Here is a 19,359-nt window from a genome sequence, read left to right as displayed (position 1 = left end):
GAACGTGAAGCTGCTGGGCCGCAAAAAAGACATGGCCGACGCCGGGGATCACGGCGGTGCCGAGACATCGGCGGACGCGTCCGAGTTGTCGCGTGGTTCGCAAACAACCGCCCCCAAGGGGCGCCCCACGCCCAAGCGCAGCGCCGCCGACCGCCGCAAGGGGCCGGTCGCTCCGGCCCCGATGACCTCGGCCGAGGCCCGTGCACGGCGAAAGTCGTTGGCCGGCCCCAAGCTCAGTCGCGACGAACGCAAGGCCAACAGCGCCGAGCGCCGGGCCCAGATGGCGGATCGGCGCGAGCGCATGATGGCCGGCGACGAGCGTTACCTGCTGGGGCGCGATCAGGGCCCGGTACGCCGGTTCGTCCGCGACTTGGTGGACGCGCGCCGCAACGTGCTCGGGTTGTTCATGCCTTCGGCCCTGACGTTGCTGTTCGTCATGTTCGCCGTCCCACAACTGCAGCTCTACATTTCGCCCGCGATGACGCTGCTGATGGCCCTGATGATGCTCGACGGGCTCATCCTGGGCCGCAAGGTCGCCAGACGAGTCGACGAGAAGTTTCCGGAGGACACCGAAAGTCGTTGGAAGCTAGGCCTTTACGCAGCCAGTCGAGCTTCTCAGATGCGCCGGATGCGAGCGCCACGGCCCCAAGTCAAGCATGGGGCCCGTGTCGAGTAGACGCCGCCCGAAGAAGCCCTCGGATGGCGACCCGCTGCGCCCGGCTACGCCGCGCTTGCGATCGCCATGGGGTGTTTGAGCTGCCGTGCGAACCCTGGTGCTCGGCGGCATCAAGTCGGGCAAATCGCGGTGGGCCGAGACGGCTATCGCCGAGTCGCTGGGACCGGTTGAGCCGGTGCGCTACCTGGCGACCGGGTCGGTAGCCGACACCGACCCAGCCTGGTTGCGCCGCATCGCCCAGCACCGCGATCGCAGGCCCGGGCACTGGTCAACGGTGGAAAGCGACGACATCCCAACACATTTGCGCCAGCCACCGCCCGCGCCCACCCTCGTCGACGATGTCCCCGGCTGGTTGACCGCCGCTTTGGACCGCCGCGGATGGGAGAGCGGCCCGATCTCGGCGGAGGTCGATGAGTTGCTCGCCGCGGTGGCCTCGTTCGATTCGCCGCTGGTCCTGGTCAGCCACGAGGTCGGGCTGACTATCGTGGCGCCGACGGTGTCCGGCCGGCGGTTCACCGATGAGTTGGGCGCGCTCAACCAGCGACTGGCCGCCTTGTGCGATCGAGTGGTGCTGATGGTGGCCGGGCAGCCGTTGCAGATCAAGCCGCCGAGGATCTGATGGAGTTTCCGCTGGTAGTGCCGCCCGACACGGACGCCGCCGCGGCGGCGCGGGCCCGCCAGGACACGCTGACCAAGCCCCGCGGTGCCCTGGGCCGCCTCGAGGATCTGTCGGTCTGGGTCGCGTCGTGTCAAGGCCATTGTCCGCCAACGCAATTCGAACGGGCCCGAATCGTGGTGTTCGCCGGTGATCATGGCGTTGCCCGATCCGGGGTATCGGCCTACCCGCCGGAGGTCACCAGCCAGATGGTCGCCAACATCGCCGCCGGCGGCGCCGCGATCAACGCACTGGCCGACGTCGCCGGGGCGACGGTGCGCGTCGCCGACCTGGCGGTGGACGCTGACCCGCTGTCGCCGCAGATCGGCGCGCACAAGGTAAGACGCGCGAGCGGCGACATCAGATGCGAGGATGCGCTGACCCACCAGCAGACCCTCGACGCGATTGACGCGGGCCGGCAGATCGCCGACCAGGAGGTCGATGCCGGTGCGGATCTTCTGATCGCCGGCGACATGGGCATCGGAAACACTACTGCGGCAACGGTTCTGACCGCGGCTCTGACGGGCATCGAGCCGGTCGTGGCGGTGGGCTACGGAACCGGCATCGATGACGCGGGGTGGGCCCGTAAAACGGCGGCGGTGCGCGACGCGCTGTTCCGGGCCGAGCCGGTCTCTTCCGATCCGGTGGCGTTGCTGCAGCGTTGCGGCGGGGCGGATCTGGCGGGGATGGCGGGCTTCTGTGCGCAGGCCGCCCTCCGGCGAACGCCGCTGTTGCTGGATGGCATGGCGGTGACGGCGGCGGCTTTGATTGCCGAGCGCCTGGCTCCGGGCGCCCGGCTGTGGTGGCAGGCCGGTCACCTCTCGACGGAACCGGCGCACGCGCTGGCCCTGGCCCAGCTGGGGCTGGATCCAATACTGGATCTGAAAATGCGGCTCGGCGAGGGTACCGGCGCCGCGGTGGCCCTGCCGGTGCTGCGGGCCGCGGTGGCCGCGTTGACGTCAATGGCCAGCTTTTCCAGCGCGCACGTCTCCGACCGCGCCGACCGCCCTGCCTCCTCGCCGTGATCAGCTCGCTGGCAACGGCTTTCGCGTTCGAGACCGTCGTCCCCGTGCCCGGCACATCGGACCGGCCGCTGGGCCGTGGCGCGATGACCGCGCTGCCGGTCGTCGGCGCCGCACTCGGTGCGCTGGCTGCGGCCGTCACCTGGGCGGGCGCGCTGGTGTTCGGCTCGGGTAATACGCTGACCGGCCTGCTCGCGGTGGCGGTGTTGTCGGCGGCGACCCGTGGCCTGCACATCGACGGCGTGGCCGACACCGCCGACGGGCTGGGCTGCTACGGCCCGCCGGAACGCGCGCTGCAGGTGATGCGTGATGGGTCGACCGGACCGTTCGGGGTGGCCGCCGTGGTGTTGGTGATCATGCTGCAGGGACTGGCTTTTTCGGCGCTGGGCGCGGCCGCGATCGTGATCGCCGTTTCCGCCGGCCGGGTCGCCGCCGTGCTGGCCTGCCGCCGGTCGCTGCCGGCTGCGCCGGGCAGCACGTTGGGCGCTCGGGTCGCCGGCAGCCAGCCCGCGGCGGTGATCGCGGCCTGGGTCATCGTGCTGCTCGCGGCGTCCCTGACCGCGGGCCGGCAGCCGTGGCAGGGCCCGGTGGCAGTGCTGGTCGGGCTCGGCTGCAGCGCGGCGCTCACCGGGCACTGTGTGCGCCGTTTCGGCGGTATCAGCGGCGACGTGCTCGGCGCCGCAATCGAATTGGCCACGACAGCGACTGCCCTGGTGCTGCTCGGATTAGTCCGGCTCTAGGCGCGGCACGAGACTAGAATCGGCAAGCAGGAGGGAAGGTCGAATGCAACGTCCGGTGTGGCAACCGTTCACCCGGGTCGGGACGGTCACCGCCGAACAGCGAAGCACGCCGTGGACGTGGACATCGCGGTCGGGTCAGACCATGCAGGCCGACGCCGGAGACTGGCACGTCCAGGAGGACGGGCAGACTTGGTCGGTGCGAGACGATATCTTCCGAACCAGCTACAAGCATGTCGGCGGCGACCAATGGCGAAGGCGCGGAGATGTTTTCGCTCGGCTGGCGCAGCCAGGCGAGACGATCCAAACCCTGGAAGGCCCCACGATAGCCTCGGACGGCGACTGGGTGGTCCGAGGCGCCGACGGTGAAAGAATGGCCGGTCCCCGCCTGCGAGTTCGCGGAGCGGTACGCCGAACTCGACGCACCCGTGGATGCGACCGCGAATCCCCAGACCTGATCCGCCCGCTGACTGGGTCGCTAATCCATCGACCCCATCATTTGCGCCGCGCCCGGCAACACCTCTTTAAACTCGTCCGAATTCGCGGCGTAGAGGTTGAAGAGGCTGGACATGTGGGTTGTGGCGTTGTACATCGTCACCCATCCACCATAGATCTCGCCGGTGCCTTGGTTGGTTTGGATGTCAGCGGTGTAGTCGATCTCGAGCAACTGTTGAAAGTTTTTGCCGTGCAACGGCTGCGGCGGCGCCGGGTACTGCTGCACATTGGTCAATCCGGAGCTCTGGATATTGTGCGAGATCAGAAACGTTGCTTCTTGGCCGATGTCCGGCGTGTTCGCGGTACCCGCGTTGACGAACACGCCGGCGCTCTGGTCGTTGTTGATGAGGTCGGCGGACTGCTGACCTTGGCGCGTGACTGTCCACCCGGGGGCCACCGCCACGCTGATTCCGTCCACCAGGTTGACGCTGGTAGTGGTCCCCGTCGCCAGCGATGTGGTGTTCGATGCCAAAGCCACACTGCCCCAAGGGCTCTTGCCCGGTTCGCCAGTCGCGTGGTGGATTGATCCGGTCGCTGACGCGCTGTGCGGAGCGATCCTTCCGCTACCGCCCTGACCCGGGGGCGTGCGATGCTTTGCCGCACCGCCCAATGCCACCGCCACGCTGACCACCGCGGCCACCACGACGATTACCGCCACAATCGCGGTGACCAACCCCGCGTGCAGCCGATGTTCGGCATGTCCGGCCGCCGACGCACCCGTATCAGTCCCGGGGTCGGCGAGCAACGCCGCGTGCAATCCATCACGAGCCGCGGCCAACCCCACGCCGGCCAACAAGAATGTCGCCAACGCGGTCAACACGATCCCGCGGGTGCCGTAGGACTGCAACAAGGTGGTCGCCAATTCGTAGGCCAGCACCAACACCAGCCCCTCGATCACACCGGTAACGGGGCTGGCCCCCAACCCACGCAACCCCAACACAGCGACCGTCGCCGCCGTCGCTAGCACAATCGGCTGTAAAAAGCCCAGCGTCAAAGAAATAAAAGCCACATGCGCCGGGTCCCCCGCCGTGGCCTGCACATGAGTGAACGCTCCATGCTGGACCACCACACTGAGCCCCAACGACAGTGCCGCACCGCTGAGCGAACACGCCACCACGACATCCATCGGATGCCGGAATGCCGAGCGCGCGCTGACCAGCAGCGGAGCGATCACGACCGCCACAAACGCCGCTACCGGTACCAGCACACCCAGCTCAAGAATGCGCGGGACCGGTGGCAGGTGATACCCCGTCGAACCCACCCCCACCAGCTTGATGAATCGAGTTTCGAGCAGCCCAACCCCGACGCCGAGCAGCAGCGAAAGCCCAAACGCCACAACGATTACCGTCAACGGCTCGTCGTGCCACAACCGGTGATCGTGAATGTAGACCAGCACCGCCGCCGGCAACGCCACCGCCGTCAACACCAGCGCGACGGGCAGCGACCCCAACCCTGCCGCGATCAACGCCGCCAACAAGGCGAGCGCGGTGACATTGCGGTACACGTGGTGACGCCCGGGATGCAGGTGCGGCATCAGCGTCCCGATTACCGCAACTTGGCGGCGTGGTCCCTGCGGCGTCGGGCTATTCGGGCTGACCATTTCATACCTCCGGGGCGGATTTGCGCGCTGAAGCTTACGGCCAAACGCGTCACAACACGGCCAAATCGGCCCCATCAACCGAAATCGCTACGACTCAGCGGCCGCGCCGGCCGTCAGCCCAGCCGTGACATCCAACCGTGGGTATCGGCGAAAGTCCCCCGCTGGATGCCGGTCAGCGTGTCGCGCAGCGCCATCGTCACCTCGCCGGATTCGCCGTCACCGACCGTGAATTCGCTCTCGCCGTACTTCACATGCGAAATCGGAGTGATCACGGCGGCAGTACCGCAGGCGAACACCTCGGTGATCTCACCGGCGGCGGTCTTCTTCTGCCACTCGTCGATGTCGATCTTGCGTTCCTCGACGGCGAAGCCAGCGTCAGTTGCCAACTGCAGCAACGAATCCCGAGTGATGCCAGGCAGAAGCGAGCCGGACAGCTCAGGGGTGACCAGCCGGGCCGATCCGCCACTGCCGAACACGAAGAAAAGGTTCATGCCGCCCATCTCTTCGATGTAGCGGCGCTCGACGGCGTCCAGCCAAACCACCTGCTCGCAGTCGTGTTCGGCCGCTTGGGCTTGGGCCACCAACGACGCGGCGTAATTGCCGCCGAACTTCGCCGCACCGGTACCGCCCGGGCTGGCGCGCACGTATTCCGTTGATACCCAGACGCTGACCGGTTTGATGCCGTGCTTGAAATACGCACCCGCCGGCGAGCCGATCACCAGATAGCGGTACTGCTTGGCCGGGCGCACGCCCAGCCCCGGCTCGGTCGCAAACACGAACGGCCGCAGATACAGCGACTCCTCACCGCCGGCCGGCGGAACCCACGCTTTATCGACGGCGATCAGTTGCCGCAACGACTCGAGGAACAGGTCGTCGGGCAACTCAGGGATCGCGATCCGCCGCGCCGAGGATCGCATCCGAGCGGCATTGGCCTCGGCGCGGAACGAGACGATCGACCCGTCCGGCCATCGGTAGGCCTTTAGCCCCTCGAAAACTTCCTGCGCGTAATGCAGCACAATTGCGGACGGATCCAGCTCGATCGGGCCGTATCCGGTGACCCGCGCATCGTGCCAACCCCGCCCGTCGGTGTAATCGATCGACACCATGTGGTCGGTGTGATATCGGCCGAAACCAGGGTCGGCCAATATCGCTTCACGCTGCGCGTCGCTCATTGGGTTCGCCGTGCGCGAAACCGTGAACTGCGCGCCGCCGGTCATCATGCGATTGTATAACCGCGCGCTATCGGGTTTTTGGATCGACAAAAGGTGGGCGCACCACTTCGCATTCGACCGCGCGGCCCCGAACATCGACGGTGACATGCTGGCCGTCCTCGACGCCCGCGGCGGTGTCGATCAGCGCGAGCGCAATACCGGTTTTCAACGTCGGAGAAAATGTGCCCGAGGTGGTGAATCCGACCTTGGAATCGCCGTCGAGCACGGCCAACTCCGGTCGCAGCACACCGCGGCCCACCGCGCGCAAGCCGCGCAGCAGCCGCCGCGGACCGACCTCCTTCTCGGCCAGCAGCGCGTCACGCCCGAAGAATGCCGCCTTCTTCCAGCCGATCGCCCACCCGCATCGGGCCTGCAGCGGCGAGATATCGGCCGAAAGCTCGTGACCGTGCAGCGGATAGCCCATCTCGGTGCGCAGCGTGTCGCGCGCACCGAGACCGGCCAACTCCCCGCCCGCTCGGCTGACCTCGGCGACCAGCGCGTCGAACACCACACCGGCGGATTCCCAGGGCGGCAGCAGCTCGTAGCCCTGCTCGCCGGTGTATCCGCTGCGACAAACCCGCACCGGCACTCCCGCGAACTCCGCTTCGGCATAGCCCATGTAGTCCATGGAAGTCGGAAGCCCCAATTCAGCGAGCACGTCCGCCGACCGTGGTCCCTGCACGGCCAGCACCGCGTAAGAGCGATGCTCGTCGCTGATAGTGAGCCCCGCGGGCGCGGCTTCCTGCAGGGCCGCGACCACCGCCGCGGTGTTGGCGGCATTGGGCACCAGAAAGATCTCGTCGGGCCCAACGTAGTAGGCGATCAGGTCGTCGATGACGCCGCCGGATTCGTTGCAGCACAACGTGTATTGCGCTTTTCCCGGCTCAATGCGGTTGAGGTCGTTGGTGAGCGCGGAGTTGACGAAATCTGCGGCGCCGGGTCCGCGGACCAGCGCCTTGCCCAGGTGACTGACGTCGAACAGGCCGACGGCGGTGCGGGTTGCGGTGTGCTCGCTGACGGTGCCGGCATACGAAACCGGCATCAGCCAGCCGCCGAACTCGGCGAAGCTGGCGCCGAGCTCGCGGTGGCGGTCCTCAAGTGGTCCGTGCAGAAGGTCGTCACTCACGGCATTTCACCCTAATGTCAGCGGCGACTGGCACACTTGGCCAGGTGGTCGACTCCTCGGATTTTGAGGCGCTGGAGGCTGCCGGGATCGCCGATGCACGCGAGCGGGCCGGCCTGATCGAGTACTTGACCCGACTCGGTTTCACCGCCGACGAGATGGTCGCGGCCGAGCGTCAGGGACGCCTGTTCGGGCTCGCCGGTGACGCGCTGTTGTGGTCCGGTCCCCAGATCTATACCCTGCGGACCGCCGCAGACGCGGTCGGTGTGACGGTGGAGGATATCGAACACGCCTGGGCCATGCTCGGCCTGACCATCGCAGACCCGGACACGCCGACGTTGAGTCAAGCCGATGTCGACGGCCTGGCGACCTGGGCGGCGATGAGGATGCAGATGGACCCCGACGCCGCGGACGGCTTCCTGCGGGTCCTCGGCGCGAACATCGCCCGGGTGGCCGAGGCCATCTCGTCGATGATCCGGACGAGTCGACCCAAAATGTGGCTCGGCCTCACCGGGGACGAACTCGCCACCGCGCAGGTCTACCGCGAGGCCGCGCACTTCGTCCCCCGCATTGGGGCGATGATCGACGCCATCTACCGACACCATCTGGTCAGCACCCGCACCTTCATCGAGGGGGTGGTAAGCGGCCCGTCGGCCAGTCTGGTGTGCGGCGTCGGGTTTGCCGACCTGTCCGGCTTCACCGCGCTGACGCAGCTGCTCACCCCCGCGGAGTTGTCGACAATGCTCACCGAGTTCGGCGCCACCGTCAGCGACGTGGTGCATGCCGACGGCGGGCGGGTGGTGAAGTTCCTCGGCGATGCCGTGATGTGGGTGAGCTCGGACCCGGAGCGGTTGGCGAAAGCGGCGCTCGACCTCGTCGACCATCCGCGGGCGCACGAGGAGGGACTGCAGGTCCGCGCCGGTCTGGGCTACGGTCCGATCGTGGCCATCAACGGTGACTACTTCGGCAACGCCGTTAACCTGGCCGCGCGGCTGGTCGCCGCGGCCTCACCGGGCCAGATCCTGGCCGACGGGGCCGTCCACGAGCAACTGCCGGAATGGCCTGCCGTAGTCCAGGAACCTTTGCAACTCAAGGGCTTCGACGACCCTGTCGTGGCCTATGATCTGTCTCCCGGTGCGCGTCGATAGGGTTACTGCTCGTGAGCACACAACCCGGTTACCCCGCCCCTGCCGTCGCCGTCGCCTCCTCGCTGCCGCGCCGCAGCGCGGGATCGGCGGTGCTGATCGTCCCGGTGGTCTCGTCCGGCCCAGAAGGCACGGAGGATCAGCCGGGCGCCGCTGAAGTCTCGGTCGCCGCCGCTGAACCGCTACTGCCGGCCGAGGCGGTCGCCGAAATCGAGTCGAGCCTGCGGGCGCTGAACGCCACCGGCGCCAGCGACCAGGTAAACCAGCTGGTGGTGAAGTCGCTGCCGGTGGCCAGCGTGCTGACGATCGGGCTGGGCAAGCCCCGCGACGAGTGGCCCGCCGATGTGATTCGCCGCGCGGCCGGCGCAGCGGCGCGGGCGCTGGGTGGCGCCGAGGCTGCTGTCACCACGCTGGCTGAGTTGCCGGGAGCCGGTGTCATCGAGGCCGCTGTGGAGGGGCTGATTCTGGGCAGCTACCGGTTCACCGAGTTCCGGACAACCAAGACGGCACCGAAAGACCCTGGGCTGGGCAAGATCACCGTGTTGTCCACAGCCAAGGACGCCAAATCGCAGGCCGCTCATGCCGCGGCGGTTGCGACCGCCGTCGCCACCGCCCGTGACTTTGTCAACACTCCGCCCAGTCACCTGTTTCCTGCCGAATTCGCAAAGCGGGCAAAAGCTTTGGGTGAATCAGTTGGTCTCGAGGTCGAGGTGCTCGACGATAAGGCGCTGCAAAAGGCCGGCTACGGCGGGGTGATCGGCGTCGGCAAGGGTTCGTCGCGGCTGCCGCGGCTGGTGCGCCTGACCCATCACGGATCAAAGCTGGCCAAAAAGCCCAAGCACGCCAAGAAAGTCGCCCTGATCGGGAAGGGCATCACGTTCGACACCGGCGGCATCTCGATCAAGCCGGCGGCGTCGATGCACTACATGACGTCGGACATGGGCGGCGCCGCGGCGGTCATCGCGACGGTGGCGCTGGCCGCTCAACGTGAACTGCCGATCGATGTGATCGCCACCGTGCCGATGGCCGAGAACATGCCATCCTCGACCGCCCAGCGCCCGGGTGACGTGCTGACGCAGTATGGCGGGACCACCGTCGAGGTGCTCAACACCGATGCCGAGGGCCGGCTGATCCTCGCCGACGCCATCGCCCGGGCTTGCGAAGACAACCCCGACTACCTGATCGAGACGTCGACACTGACCGGCGCGCAGACGGTGGCGCTTGGCGCGCGCACGCCGGGTGTGATGGGCAGTGACGAGTTCCGCGACCGGGTCGCGGCCATCTCGCAGCAAGCCGGCGAAAACGGCTGGCCGATGCCGCTGCCCGACGAACTCAAGGACGATTTGAAGTCGACGGTGGCCGACCTGGCCAATGTCAGCGGGCAGCGGTTCGCCGGAATGCTGGTAGCCGGTGTGTTCTTGCGCGAATTCGTTGCCGATGGCGTGAATTGGGCGCACATCGACGTCGCCGCGCCGGCCTACAACACCGGCAACCCCTGGGGTTACACCCCCAAGGGCGGCACGGGCGTGCCGACCCGCACCATGTTCGCGGTACTGGAAGACATCGCCGACAACGGTTAGCTGGCAACGCAAAGGTCGGCGGCCCGCCCTCGATGGCCGCGGACCCTGCGTACAGGGCAGTGCTGCTTTTTTTCCTTCTCCCGGGCCCGCTGTAACGGGCGCTGATTACTGTGAGTTTCATAATTTAAACTCAGATTTGTCTCAGCTATCAAGGCTGGTTTGGCAGTTGCGCCAAACGACTTTTCCGCCAGCAATACGATCTTGATCTGCGGATATGCGCTGATTTCCGGGCCCTCAGAGCGGGTTAATATACCTGAGCGGTAACGCTTCCAACGGCCCGTAGCCACGAAGCACGCGCACTGGTCAGTGCGGGACGGCCAACTGGTGACGCCCCAACGCGTCAAAGCCGAAAGGTCAGTTGTGTACGACAGGCCGCTGGAACCATCTGATCTTCTGCCGCCACGACTGCGCAGAGGTCAGTGCGAATCCGGCGCCGCACATGCACGCGAAGAACCAGACCAGTCCTGTACCCAACGGACCTTGGAAAGGCGGAATCACCGCGGTGACCATTCGCACCAGGCAGGCAGAGATGCCGCTGGCCGAGGCGATCAGGTAGAGGTTGGCGATGTTCTTCGAGCGCGGGTCCTTGCGCAGCACCAACAGCGCGCGCGAGCCGAAGATCAGCAGATAACCCAAAGTTCCAGTGAGCAATATCCAATACACGCTCAGCCAGAAGTCGGTGCGTAGCGCAAAGAAATCGCCCGCATAAACCTTGCTGCCACGGCTCAACGTGAACGTTGCCAGCAACAGCGGAATGCACAACGTCGCCGGCCGCTCCACCCATTGCTTGAACGACCTCTGTAGCGCATCGTCGTCTTCAAGCCGACCGACCACGTTGTAGATAATCGCCGAGGCCGCGACGATGTAACAGTCGTGCCCGACGTAGTTCTGCAAGTTCCACTCGCCGGTGATGCTGTGCAGGGCAGCGCCCAGCGTGTGGGAGGCCGCCGGGGACATCAGTGCGACCGCGCTTCCCTGCAGGGCGATGTTGAGCGTGGCGGCCACCTCCCACCGGCAATGCCAGGTGACTCGCCGTATCCAGAGGCTCCAAGCGATGGATGCGAGGGTGATGGTGATGAGAGCAGTTAGAGCCACAAGGATCCGCCGGCAGGTCGTGTTAGAGCGGGGGCGCGTCTTGGCGCGGCCGCCATTCTGCAAGTTTCGTCGGCTGTGCGGTCTTCAGAGCGCCGTTGCCCGAGCCATGCGGCATCGTGATGCCGCCACGAATCTCCTCGGCCAGTGCGGTGACCTCTTCCGGCTGGATGAACCGGTAGCGGGTGAGCAACTCGGCGCGGTTGATGCCAAGATTGGCTGCGGCAACACGCAAGTTGTCCGCGGTGATCAAAGTTCCCTTGTCCAGCTGGTCGTAGTACGTGGACCGCGGCAGTTCCATCGCCGTCCAGATTTCTTCTCTGCTGAGGGAACGCCCGGCCAGGTAGGAGAGCACCGTGGCGAGTTCTTTGCCGCTGTCGTCTGGGTACACAGGGAACAAGATAATCCAGACTTTCGGCTTTTTGATCCAAAACGTCCCAAACTCGCAATGTATTAACCGCGCTGAAACCAGGTATATCCGAGGTCGGGGAATTAACGTCCAATAACTTGGACATCGCTATTGTCCCGTTTCTTCGAGTTCCGCGGAGCTTAACGCATTTATTCAACGCGTGCCCAAAAAATTCGCTGACACGAACCGGCGAAGCGACTGTAGCCGCCCGTCGGAGCGGGCCTGCCCTGGTTGTGTGCCGACGGAGCAGCAGTGACAAGATGGTTTCGGTAATCCGTTTGGGTGCAGCTTCCGTACACCAAAGCTGTGGTAAGCCAGAAGTCGCTCGCGCCCACCGATCGATCGATCGAGGAGTCGACAGAGATGGCCTTCTCAGTTCAGATGCCGGCACTCGGTGAGAGCGTGACGGAGGGAACCGTTACTCGCTGGCTCAAGCAAGAAGGTGACACGGTCGAACTCGACGAACCTCTGCTGGAAGTGTCCACCGACAAGGTCGACACCGAGATTCCGTCGCCGGCGGCGGGAGTGCTGACGAAGATCGTTGCCCACGAGGACGACACCGTCGCGATCGGCGGCGAGCTTGCCGTCATCGGCGACGCGGCGGAAAGTACGGACGGTGGTGGCGCGCAGCAACCCGCCGCAGAAGCCGCACCCGAACCACAACCGGAGCCGCAAGTCACGCCCGCCCCGGAACCGCAACCGCAAGCCGAGCCGGAACCGGCCGCCGCCTCGGCAAACGGCGAACAAGCCGCGACCGGCGCTTCCCAGCCGGTGCTGATGCCCGAACTCGGCGAGTCTGTCACCGAGGGCACCGTGACCCGCTGGCTGAAGAAAGTCGGCGACCCGGTCGACGTGGACGAGCCACTGGTGGAGGTTTCCACCGACAAAGTCGACACCGAGATCCCGTCGCCGGTGGCGGGCACGCTGATCAGCATCACCGCCGAGGAGGACGTCACCGTCTCCGTCGGCGGCGAGCTGGCCAGGATCGGAACCGGTGCCACCACAGCCGCACCCACACCCACGCCCGCGCCCGCGCCGCAAGCCCCGCCGGCACCGCAACCCGAGGCAAAGCCTGCACCGCAACCCGAGCCTGCCGCGCAGCCCGCGCCGCCGCCCCGACCCGACGCCGCGCCAACGCCGCAAGCCAAGCCAGAGCCCGCACCGCCGGCTGGCGCGGCCAGCAGTCCGTACGTCACACCGCTGGTCCGAAAGCTGGCCGCCGAGAACAACATTGATCTCAGCCAGGTGAACGGGACCGGGGTCGGCGGACGCATCCGCAAACAGGATGTGCTGTCAGCAGCGGCGAAGACGGCCGCCGAAAAGGAAGACGCCAAGAAAGCTCCGGCGGCCGCCCCGGCCGCTGCCGCCCCGGCCGCCCCGAAACCGAGCGCACCCACACCGGCGCCCGCGCTGGCGCATCTGCGCGGAACCACACAGAAGGCCAGCCGGATCCGTCAGATCACCGCGAAGAAGACCCGCGAGTCGCTGCAGGCCACCGCACAGCTCACTCAGACCCACGAGGTCGACATGACCCGGATCGTGGCGCTGCGAGACAAGGCCAAGGCCGCGTTCGCCGAACGCGAGGGCGTGCGCCTGACCTTCCTGCCGTTCATCGCACGCGCGGTGATCGATGCGCTCAAGGTGCACCCGAACGTCAATGCCAGCTACAACGAAGAAACCAAGGAGATCACCTACTACGACGCCGAGCATCTCGGCTTCGCTGTCGACACCGAGCAGGGCCTGCTCTCCCCCGTCATCCACAACGCCGGCGACCTGTCGCTGGCCGGGTTGGCGCGCGCGATCGCCGACATCGCCGCGCGCGCCCGGTCGGGCGACCTGCGGCCCGACGAGTTGTCCGGCGGGACCTTCACGATCACCAACATCGGCAGCCAGGGCGCACTGATGGACACCCCAATCCTGGTGCCGCCGCAGGCCGCGATGCTGGGTACCGGGGCCATCGTCAAGCGGCCGCGGGTCGTCGTCGACGACACCGGTAACGAATCCATCGGGGTGCGTTCGATCTGCTATCTCCCGCTGACCTACGACCACCGGCTGATCGACGGCGCCGACGCCGGGCGGTTCCTGACCACCGTCAAGCACCGGCTCGAAGAAGGCGCGTTCGAGGCCGATCTGAGCCTCTAGGGAGGGCTTGAGGCGTGGCCGCTACTGTCGCGATCGCGGGCTCATCCGGGCTGATCGGCTCGGCTCTGGTCACCGCGCTTCGCACGGCAGACCATCGGGTTTTGCGGATCGTGCGCAGGGCGCCGACGAATGCCGGTGAGCTGCACTGGGATCCAGATAGCGGCGAATTCGACGCCAGCGCGCTGAGCGGCGTTGACGCCCTGGTGAACCTGTGCGGTATCAACATCGGACAGCGGCGTTGGTCGGGGGCGTTCAAGCAAAACCTGCGCGATAGTCGCATCACGCCAACCGAGGTGTTGTCCACCGCGGTCGCCGACGCCGGCGTCGGCGTGCTCGTCAATGCCAGCGCAGTCGGCTTCTACGGCGACACCAAGGATCGAGTTGTTGTCGAAACCGATTCGGCGGGAACGGGTTTCCTCGCCCAACTGTGTAAAGACTGGGAAGCGGCCACGGCACCCGCCGAGGAGTCCGGCACCCGTGTGGTGCTGGCCCGTACCGGATTGGTGCTAGCCGCTTCAGGCGGTGCGCTGCGGCGGCTGCGGCCGCTGTTCTCGGTAGGACTTGGTGTCCGCCTGGGTACCGGCCGCCAGTACATGTCGTGGATCAGCCTCGAGGATGAGGTGCGGGCGCTGCAGTTCGCGATCTCCGAGGATCAACTCGCCGGCCCGATAAACCTCACCGGTCCCGCGCCGGTCACCAATGCCGAGTTCACGACGGCGTTGGGCCGAGCGGTGAACCGGCCCACCCCACTGCTGCTGCCGGGATTCGCGGTGCGCGCCGCGCTCGGCGAGTTCGCCGACGAAGGCCTGCTGATCGGCCAACGCGCAATACCGGCTGTACTGGAACGCAGCGGTTTCGAGTTCCACCACAACACCGTCGGTGAGGCGCTGCGCTACGCCACAGCCACGCGCCAAGTCGCCTAGGCGTTGGCAGGCAATAACCAGCTTGTCGTTGTAGCGTCGGTCTCGATGAGTTCCATCCGCTCGAGCACGGCCCCGATCGATGTCCGCCAGTTGGACACCGTCGACTACCGGGTGGCGTGGCAACTGCAACGGGAACTGGCCGACGCCCGGCTGGCGGGCAGCACCGACACGCTGCTACTGCTCGAACACCCGTCGGTCTACACCGCCGGACGCCGCACCCTCGCGGAGGAACGACCGACCGACGGCACGCCGGTAATCGACACCGACCGCGGCGGCAAGATCACCTGGCACGGCCCGGGTCAGCTCGTCGGCTACCCGATCATTACGCTGAGCGAACCGCTCGATGTGGTCAATTACGTTCGGCGCATTGAAGAATCGTTGATCAAGGTCTGCATCGAACTGGGCTTGGCGGCGGGCCGCGTCGATGGCCGATCCGGCGTGTGGCTGCCGGCCGGCGACGGCAGGCCTGCGCGCAAGGTCGCCGCGATCGGCGTACGAGTCTCGCGGGCAACGACGCTGCATGGGTTTGCGCTCAACTGCGACTGCGACTTGGACGCGTTCGAAAGGATCGTCCCGTGCGGCATCACCGATGCCGGGGTGACGTCGATATCGGCCGAACTGGGCCGTCGGGTCGGTGTCGACGACGTACGGTCGGCGGTCGCCGAGGCAGTGTGCGACGCCCTCGACGGCCGGCTGGCGCTTACCTCACCCACCAGCCCGGCCCGCGTAGCATCGACGTCGTGACCGTCACTCCCGAGGGTCGGAAGCTGCTGCGTCTGGAAGTCCGTAACGCGCAAACACCGATCGAGCGCAAGCCGCCCTGGATCAGGACCCGGTTGCGGATGGGGCCGGAATACACCGAGCTCAAGAAGCTGGTCAAGCGTGAGGGTCTGCACACCGTCTGCGAAGAGGCCGGCTGCCCGAACATCTACGAATGCTGGGAAGACCGCGAAGCCACCTTCCTGATCGGCGGCGAGGTGTGCACCCGCCGTTGCGACTTCTGCCAGATCGACACCGGCAAACCCGCCGAACTGGACCGCGACGAACCCAGGCGGGTGGCCGAGAGCGTGCAGGCGATGAGCCTGCGGTATTCCACCGTCACCGGGGTGGCCCGGGACGACCTGCCCGACGGTGGCGCATGGCTCTACGCCGAGACCGTGCGCGCCATCAAGAGGCTCAACCCGTCCACCGGCGTCGAGCTGCTGATCCCTGACTTCAACGGCAATCCCGACCAGCTGCGGCAGGTCTTCGAGTCTCAACCAGAAGTGTTGGCCCACAACGTCGAAACCGTGCCGCGCGTCTTCAGGCGAATCCGCCCGGCCTTCTCCTACGAGCGAAGCCTGCGCGTGCTCACCGCGGCGCGCGACTTCGGGCTGGTCACCAAAAGCAATCTCATCCTCGGGATGGGCGAGACGCCTGAAGAAGTACGCACCGCGCTCGCCGACCTGCACGAAGCCGGGTGCGACATCGTGACCATCACCCAATACCTGCGCCCATCGGCGCGGCATCATCCGGTCGAGCGCTGGGTCACCCCCGATGAGTTCGTCGAATATTCGGACTACGCCGAGCAACTGGGGTTCGCCGGGGTGCTGGCCGGGCCGCTGGTCCGTTCGTCGTATCGGGCCGGGCGGCTCTACCAGCAGGCCAGCACGCGGCGGCAGCAGAACTCCACCCCGTCGCACTGAGCCGCGTTCCGTATCCTTGGCGATTATGGCGAAACTCCGTGATGCCAAGGCGACCAAGGCAGCCAGAGCCGAGGCGAAAGCGGCCCGCAAGGCGGCCGCCAAAGAACGCCGCAGTCAGCTGTGGCAGGCGTTCAACATCCAGCGTAAAGAGGACAAGCGGCTACTGCCCTACATGATCGGTGCGTTCGTCCTGATCGTGGGGATATCGGTGGCAGTCGGGGTGTCGACCGGCGGGTTCACCATGATCACGATGATCCCGCTGGGCGTGGTGCTTGGCGTCTTGGTGGCGTTTATTATTTTCGGCCGCCGCGCGCAGCGATCGGTGTACCACAAGGCCGAGGGTCAAACTGGCGCCGCCGCCTGGGCGCTGGATAACCTGCGCGGCAAATGGCGCGTCACCCCCGGCGTGGCGGCGACCGGCAATTTCGACGCCGTGCACCGGGTGATCGGCCGACCAGGAGTCATCCTGGTGGCCGAGGGCTCGCCTGCTCGGCTGAAACCGCTGCTCGCCCAGGAGAAGAAGCGCACCGCCCGGCTGGTCGGCGATGTCCCGATCTACGACATCATCGTCGGCAACGGCGACGGAGAGGTTCCGCTGGCCAAGCTCGAGCGCCACCTCACCCGGCTGCCGGCCAACATCAACGCCAAGCAGATGGACTCGTTGGAATCGCGGCTCGCCGCGCTGGGTCCGCGGGCCGGGACGGCCGCGATGCCGAAGGGTCCGCTGCCCGGCGGCGCGAAGATGCGCGGCGTCCAGCGCACCGTGCGACGCCGGTAGGCCGGCCCTTCAGCGCCACACGACGGCGGTGGCGGTTAGGCGGTCCTGCAGCCCGCGGCCGTCGCCATCGACGAACAATGCGGGTATGACGAGTGCGATCGCCAACCCGCGCACCGCGGCACGGCCTAGGCCCACGTGCTGCCGATCATCGATGGATGCCACCCGAAGCCCCAGCGCGAACTGGCCCGGGGTGAACTCGAACAGCCGGACGGCCAGCGCTCCCAGCACCAGCCAGATGACCAAAACCGCCGACGACAACGTCCTTGCCGAAATCAGCCCGAGCGTCATGCCAAGAGCGGCAAGACCGTAGGCGAGCAACCAGTCGACGAGCAGCGCCGCCAACCGACGACCCATGCCCGCCAGCGAACCCGACCCCTGCTCGGGCAGGCCGAAGGCCTCACCCGGATATCCCTGTGGCTGTCCCGATTCGGTCGGCCCTTGACCGGATAGCCAGGGTCGGTTGCTAGGGGCCATGACCCCACAATAGGGTGAAGCCTGCCCAGTCTCGGCGGCGTTCGCGGTGTCGCGTAACGTCGGCGCAACGCAGGGTTGACTCCCAGGCAACACCGCGTCCCTAGCGTCTGGTCGGGCGATCAGTTACGGCCACGTAAGGAGAGCCACTTCAGTGACCGCAGTAGATTCGAAGCTCGCAGCAAAGGAGAGCGCTTCGGTGTCCGAAAAAACGGCCGATGACATCATCAAATTCGCCAAGGACGAGCACGTCGAATTCGTCGACGTCCGGTTCTGTGACTTGCCGGGCATAATGCAGCACTTCACAATTCCGATCTCATTTTTCGACGCGGACGTATTTGAGAACGGGATCGCCTTCGACGGCTCGTCGATTCGCGGCTTCCAGGCGATCCACGAATCCGACATGCTGCTGCTGCCCGACCCCGACACCGCGCAGATTGACCTGTTCCGCGAAGCCAAGACGCTGAACCTCAACTTCTTCGTGCACGACCCGTTCACCCTCGAGCCGTACTCGCGCGACCCGCGCAATGTCGCCCGCAAGGCGGAGAACTACTTGGTCAGCACCGGCATCGCCGACGCGGCGTACTTCGGTGCCGAGGCCGAGTTCTACATCTTCGACTCGGTCAGCTTCGACTCGCAAACCAACGGCTCGTTCTACGAAGTCGACGCGATCTCCGGATGGTGGAACACCGGCGAGCCCACCGAGAACGACGGCAGCCCCAACCGCGGTTACAAGGTGCGCCCCAAGGGCGGCTACTTCCCGGTTGCCCCCGTCGACCATTACGTCGACCTGCGTGACAAGATGCTGCAGAACCTGATCAAGTGCGGCTTCAGCCTGGAGAAGGGCCACCACGAGGTGGGCACCGGCGGTCAGGCCGAGATCAACTACAAGTTCAACACGCTGTTGCACGCGGCCGACGACCTGCAGCTCTACAAGTACATCGTCAAGAACACCGCGTGGGCCGAGGGCAAGACCGTCACGTTCATGCCCAAGCCGCTGTTCGGTGACAACGGCTCTGGTATGCACTGCCACCAGTCGTTGTGGAAAGACGGCAGCCCGCTGATGTACGACGAGACGGGCTACGCCGGTCTGTCCGACACCGCCCGCCACTACATCGGTGGCCTGCTGCACCACGCGCCGTCGCTGCTGGCGTTCACCAACCCGACGACGAACTCCTACAAGCGGTTGGTCCCTGGCTTCGAGGCCCCGATCAACCTGGTGTACAGCCAGCGCAACCGGTCGGCTTGCGTGCGTATCCCGATCACCGGCAGCAACCCGAAGGCCAAGCGGCTCGAGTTCCGTTGCCCCGACTCGTCGGGCAACCCGTACCTGGCGTTCTCCGCCATGCTGATGGCCGGGCTGGACGGCATCAAGAACAAGATCGAGCCCCAGACGCCGGTGGACAAGGACCTCTACGAGCTGCCGCCGGAAGAGGCCGCCAACATCCCGCAGGCGCCCACCCAGCTGTCCGCGGTGATCGACCGCCTCGAGGCGGACCACGAATACCTCACCGAGGGAGGCGTTTTCACGCCTGACCTGATCGAGACGTGGATCAGCTTCAAGCGCGACAACGAGATCCTGCCGGTGCAGATCCGGCCGCACCCGTACGAGTTC

General features: G+C 66.4%; 18 protein-coding genes. 12 read left to right on the top strand and 6 right to left on the bottom strand.

Features of this window, described 5'->3' with window-relative positions; all coding sequences use genetic code 11:
* Positions 1-4: 4 nt before the first annotated feature.
* The 4 genes from VKI00_RS23405 to VKI00_RS23390 all read left to right on the top strand — a co-directional run bounded on the left by VKI00_RS23405 (position 5) and on the right by VKI00_RS23390 (position 3,093).
* Complete coding sequence (locus VKI00_RS23405) at positions 5-676, top strand: DUF3043 domain-containing protein (protein ID WP_414687272.1); 672 nt, start codon at positions 5-7, stop codon at positions 674-676.
* 85 nt (positions 677-761) lie between these two features.
* A complete protein-coding gene (locus tag VKI00_RS23400; RefSeq protein ID WP_324441715.1) occupies positions 762-1,295 on the top strand; it encodes a bifunctional adenosylcobinamide kinase/adenosylcobinamide-phosphate guanylyltransferase in 534 nt (177 codons plus the stop codon).
* Positions 1,295-2,356 carry a nicotinate-nucleotide--dimethylbenzimidazole phosphoribosyltransferase gene (gene cobT / locus VKI00_RS23395; RefSeq protein WP_324441713.1) on the top strand — a complete coding sequence of 354 codons (1,062 nt, stop codon included), beginning with the start codon at positions 1,295-1,297 and terminating at the stop codon, positions 2,354-2,356. The genes VKI00_RS23400 and cobT overlap by 1 nt, the downstream gene beginning before the upstream one ends.
* Positions 2,353-3,093: an adenosylcobinamide-GDP ribazoletransferase gene (locus tag VKI00_RS23390; RefSeq protein ID WP_324441711.1), complete on the top strand. Its 741-nt coding sequence runs from the start codon at positions 2,353-2,355 to the stop codon at positions 3,091-3,093. The genes cobT and VKI00_RS23390 overlap by 4 nt, the downstream gene beginning before the upstream one ends.
* A gap of 475 nt (positions 3,094-3,568) precedes the next feature.
* On the opposite strand, the gene VKI00_RS23385 is transcribed toward VKI00_RS23390, so the two are convergent.
* The 3 genes from VKI00_RS23385 to gcvT all read right to left on the bottom strand — a co-directional run bounded on the left by VKI00_RS23385 (position 3,569) and on the right by gcvT (position 7,522).
* Positions 3,569-5,185, bottom strand: coding sequence for a zinc ribbon domain-containing protein (locus tag VKI00_RS23385; protein WP_324441709.1), 1,617 nt, complete (start codon positions 5,183-5,185; stop codon positions 3,569-3,571).
* A 113-nt stretch (positions 5,186-5,298) separates the two neighbouring features.
* Complete coding sequence (locus VKI00_RS23380; protein ID WP_324441707.1) at positions 5,299-6,405, bottom strand: branched-chain amino acid aminotransferase; 1,107 nt, start codon at positions 6,403-6,405, stop codon at positions 5,299-5,301.
* 19 nt (positions 6,406-6,424) lie between these two features.
* Positions 6,425-7,522 (bottom strand): glycine cleavage system aminomethyltransferase GcvT, encoded by a 1,098-nt coding sequence (gcvT, locus tag VKI00_RS23375; RefSeq protein ID WP_324441705.1) that lies wholly within the window; start codon positions 7,520-7,522, stop codon positions 6,425-6,427.
* A gap of 14 nt (positions 7,523-7,536) precedes the next feature.
* Between gcvT and VKI00_RS23370 the strand changes: the two genes are divergently transcribed.
* Positions 7,537-8,667, top strand: coding sequence for an adenylate/guanylate cyclase domain-containing protein (locus VKI00_RS23370; RefSeq protein WP_324441703.1), 1,131 nt, complete (start codon positions 7,537-7,539; stop codon positions 8,665-8,667).
* 11 nt (positions 8,668-8,678) lie between these two features.
* Positions 8,679-10,244, top strand: a complete 1,566-nt coding sequence (locus tag VKI00_RS23365; protein ID WP_324441700.1) for a leucyl aminopeptidase — start codon at positions 8,679-8,681, stop codon at positions 10,242-10,244.
* Between the two features lie 354 nt (positions 10,245-10,598).
* Here VKI00_RS23365 and VKI00_RS23360 read toward each other — a convergent pair whose 3' ends face one another.
* Together VKI00_RS23360 and VKI00_RS23355 are read right to left on the bottom strand one after the other, a co-directional pair.
* Positions 10,599-11,339, bottom strand: coding sequence for a hypothetical protein (locus VKI00_RS23360; protein WP_324441699.1), 741 nt, complete (start codon positions 11,337-11,339; stop codon positions 10,599-10,601).
* Positions 11,340-11,361: 22 nt separating this feature from the next.
* Positions 11,362-11,727 (bottom strand): hypothetical protein, encoded by a 366-nt coding sequence (locus VKI00_RS23355; protein WP_324441697.1) that lies wholly within the window; start codon positions 11,725-11,727, stop codon positions 11,362-11,364.
* 381 nt (positions 11,728-12,108) lie between these two features.
* On the opposite strand from VKI00_RS23355, the gene sucB reads away from it, so the two are divergent.
* Genes sucB through VKI00_RS23330 form a run of 5 tightly spaced genes read left to right on the top strand, consistent with a single transcriptional unit; the run spans position 12,109 to position 17,273 of the window.
* Positions 12,109-13,887: a 2-oxoglutarate dehydrogenase, E2 component, dihydrolipoamide succinyltransferase gene (sucB, locus tag VKI00_RS23350; RefSeq protein ID WP_324441695.1), complete on the top strand. Its 1,779-nt coding sequence runs from the start codon at positions 12,109-12,111 to the stop codon at positions 13,885-13,887.
* Positions 13,888-13,901: 14 nt separating this feature from the next.
* Positions 13,902-14,810: a TIGR01777 family oxidoreductase gene (locus VKI00_RS23345; protein ID WP_324441693.1), complete on the top strand. Its 909-nt coding sequence runs from the start codon at positions 13,902-13,904 to the stop codon at positions 14,808-14,810.
* A 45-nt stretch (positions 14,811-14,855) separates the two neighbouring features.
* Complete coding sequence (lipB, locus tag VKI00_RS23340) at positions 14,856-15,554, top strand: lipoyl(octanoyl) transferase LipB (protein WP_324441691.1); 699 nt, start codon at positions 14,856-14,858, stop codon at positions 15,552-15,554.
* A complete protein-coding gene (gene lipA, locus VKI00_RS23335) occupies positions 15,551-16,495 on the top strand; it encodes a lipoyl synthase (protein WP_324441689.1) in 945 nt (314 codons plus the stop codon). Before lipB ends, lipA begins: the two co-directional genes overlap by 4 nt.
* Before the next feature lie 25 nt (positions 16,496-16,520).
* Positions 16,521-17,273 (top strand): DUF4191 domain-containing protein, encoded by a 753-nt coding sequence (locus tag VKI00_RS23330; RefSeq protein ID WP_324441686.1) that lies wholly within the window; start codon positions 16,521-16,523, stop codon positions 17,271-17,273.
* A gap of 9 nt (positions 17,274-17,282) precedes the next feature.
* Here the strand turns inward: VKI00_RS23330 and VKI00_RS23325 are convergent, their stop codons facing one another.
* The gene (locus VKI00_RS23325; protein ID WP_324441684.1) at positions 17,283-17,747 is read right to left on the bottom strand and encodes an RDD family protein; all 465 of its coding nucleotides are present in this window, start codon (positions 17,745-17,747) and stop codon (positions 17,283-17,285) included.
* 196 nt (positions 17,748-17,943) lie between these two features.
* On the opposite strand from VKI00_RS23325, the gene glnA reads away from it, so the two are divergent.
* Positions 17,944-19,359 (top strand): type I glutamate--ammonia ligase (gene glnA / locus VKI00_RS23320; RefSeq protein ID WP_324441682.1); only part of this gene is annotated, 1,416 nt, incomplete at its 3' end.

The sequence above is a fragment of the Mycobacterium sp. genome (assembly GCF_035314665.1).
Taxonomy (GTDB): Bacteria; Actinomycetota; Actinomycetes; order Mycobacteriales; family Mycobacteriaceae; genus Mycobacterium.
This window is presented reverse-complemented; position numbering and strand designations above follow the sequence as displayed.